The organism is Veillonella sp., from assembly GCF_019414865.1.
In the GTDB taxonomy this organism is placed as follows: domain Bacteria; phylum Bacillota; class Negativicutes; order Veillonellales; family Veillonellaceae; genus Veillonella.
The window spans coordinates 1-3,061 of sequence record NZ_DXLG01000104.1 but is presented as its reverse complement, the minus strand read 5'-3'; the positions used below and the strand labels follow the sequence as shown (position 1 = coordinate 3,061).

The 3,061-nt window shown below is 43.9% G+C and carries 2 protein-coding genes; both read right to left on the bottom strand.

What is annotated here, in order from left to right; translation table 11 throughout:
* Positions 1-95 precede the first annotated feature (95 nt).
* Positions 96-467 (bottom strand): hypothetical protein, encoded by a 372-nt coding sequence (locus QZ334_RS06570; protein WP_227720868.1) that lies wholly within the window; start codon positions 465-467, stop codon positions 96-98.
* Positions 468-543: 76 nt separating this feature from the next.
* Positions 544-3,015 (bottom strand): DNA gyrase subunit A, encoded by a 2,472-nt coding sequence (gyrA, locus tag QZ334_RS06565; protein ID WP_295232987.1) that lies wholly within the window; start codon positions 3,013-3,015, stop codon positions 544-546.
* Between the last annotated feature and the right edge of the window lie 46 nt (positions 3,016-3,061).

Genomic DNA, 3,061 nt, shown 5'->3' with positions numbered 1-3,061 from the left:
TGAAAACGACTTAGCTCGCTTTGGAGGCTTTCATAGCAGTGTTGGGTCTACTATCTAAACACACAGTCTAGAATGGGCATCCCTACACCAAAGGATTATTTACCCCATAGGGCTTGCATAACTTCCGCACCCATGGTATCATCTTCAATTTTTGTAGGTTTTTGTGCTTCTTTACTGGACAATAACGCTACGCCTGCAGCGCTGTATACTGTTGTATCAAGTTCTGTCCATGTTTTTTCTTTACGGTCAATGCGTACTGTGTAGATGTATGTGAAGCCTTCTACATTGTTAATTTTAACAAGTACTGTAGCCGCATCATCTGTTTTGTATACAGATGCATTATCGATGAACCATGCTGCATCATCTGCGTCAGCATCGATATAGTACCAATCAGCAGCGCTAGCTTGACCAAAACCGCCTAAGAATAAAACCCCTGCTGCAAACATAGCAGCTAACCATTTTTTCATATCTAAACTCCTTAACGCTAGAGACGACCATCTAAGATGGCCGCCCATAGTTTCTTACATATACTATTAATACAAATTATTCTGCTTCTTCGTCTTCGATTTCAGCACCCGGAATAACAGCAATACTAGCTACTTTATCACCTTCATCAAGGTTTTGTGTTTTCACACCAGAAATAGCTTTGCCCTTCTTCACAGCAATATCGTTCATGTTGAAGCGGATGATTTTGCCTTGTTCAGAGATAAGCATAACTTCATCATCGTTATGAACTACTTCTACAGCAACTACGTCGCCAGTTTTGTTCGTAATCTTGAAGTTCTTAGAGCCTTTACCACCGCGTTTTTGCAATGTGTAAGCTTCCGCATCATTGCGTTTACCGAAACCTTCTTCAGAGATCGTAAACACTTGAGCTTCGCTTTCATCAGCATTAAGAACACCAGCGCCTACCACTACGTCGCCGGTATTGAGTTTAATACCGCGTACACCGTGAGCCGCACGTTTCATGAGACGTACGTCGCTTTCACTGAAACGAATAGCAATACCCAATTTAGTACCGATCAAGATATCTTGGTTGCCAGTCGTTACGTTGACGGAAATCAAGTGATCCCCTTCGTCGAGGTTGATAGCATTAAGACCAGAACGGCGGATGTTGCGGTATTCTTCGATAGCTGTACGTTTTACAACGCCGAACTCAGTAACCATGAATAAGTTTACATCTTCATGGATACGTTCAAGGTCGATCATAGTTGTAACAGATTCGCCTACAGCAAGTGGCAACACGTTAACCATAGCGGTACCGCGAGAATTACGGGAACCTGCTTCTGGCACTTCGTATGCTTTGAGGCGATATGTACGGCCAGTGGACGTGAAGAACAACAATGTATTATGCGTACGAACATGCATAATTTGTGTTACATAATCGTCTTCCTTCGTCTTCATGCCGATAACGCCAGCGCCACCTTTATGTTGGTTGCGATATACGTTCGCGTTCATCCGTTTGATATAACCTTGTTTAGTTAAGGTAATAACCATCTCTTCGTCAGCGATGAGGTCTTCTACATCAAGGTCGGACGTATCGATTGTGATTTCAGAACGACGAGGGTCGCCGTATTTCTTCTTCATATCTTCTAGTTCTTCTTTGATGATTTGACGTTGACGCGCTTCGCTAGCCAAGATAGCTTTCAAATCTTCGATCAATGCCAACAATTCCTTGTATTCGTCTTCGATTTTTTCACGTTCCAAGCCTGTTAAACGGCGTAGACGCATGTCGAGGATGGCTACTGCTTGTTTTTCTGAAAGCCCGAATTTTTGCATCAATGCGTTACGTGCGATTTCGTCAGTTTGGGAACTGCGGATTGTAGCGATAACTTCATCGATGTGGTCAAGAGCGATCAACAAGCCTTCCAAGATGTGAGCACGTGCTTCGGCTTTATTAAGCTCGAATTGAGTACGGCGTACGATAACATCGAGGCGGTGATCTAAGTAGTAACCCAATACTTCTTTCAAATTCAATACGCGAGGATGACCATCCACGAGGGCTAGCATAATCACGCCGAAAGATTCTTGAAGTTGAGTGTGTTTATATAATTTGTTAAGAACGATATCTGGTTGCACGTCAGCGCGCAATTCGATAACGATGCGCATACCTTGACGGTCAGATTCGTCGCGAAGTGCTGTGATACCATCGATTACCTTGTCGCGGCTCAAGTTCGCAATGGTTTCGATAACGCGAGCCTTGTTAACTTGGTATGGAATCTCAGTCACTACGATTTTATGCTTGCCCTTCGCCATTTCTTCAATGGTTGCACGAGCGCGCATTTTTACACTACCACGACCTGTGGAGTACGCTTTTTTAATGCCTTCCCGGCCCAAAATGAGCGCCCCTGTCGGGAAGTCTGGACCTTTGATTTGTGTCATCAATTCTTCCACAGTTACATCTGGGTTATCGATGAGCATTGTAAGGCCATTACATACTTCGTTAAGGTTGTGCGGTGGAATATTTGTCGCCATCCCTACGGCGATACCGCTGGAACCATTGATGAGAAGATTTGGAATCTTCGCTGGCAATACTGTTGGTTCTTGCAAGCTTTCATCATAGTTCGGCATGAAATCAACAGTTTCCTTGTCGATATCAGCGAGCATTTCTTGAGTAATTTTTGCCATACGTACTTCAGTATAACGCATCGCAGCAGCACTATCGCCATCGATGGAGCCAAAGTTACCATGGCCGTCTACCAAGAGGTAGCGCGTATTGAAATCTTGCGCCAAACGTACAGTCGCGTCGTAAACGGAATTATCACCATGTGGATGATACTTACCAAGTACGTCACCGACGATACGAGCGGATTTCTTGTACGGTTTATTTGGCGTCATGCCTGTTTCGTGCATCGCGTACAAAATACGACGATGAACTGGTTTCAAGCCATCGCGCACATCTGGAAGAGCACGCATTACGATTACGGACATCGCATAATCGATATAGGCGTTCTTCATTTCTTTATCAATCTGAACGGGATGAATATTCCCGTGGGACCATTGTTGGTCTGCCACAATCTCACCTCATTTTACTAACACTGATTATAATACATCATAATAT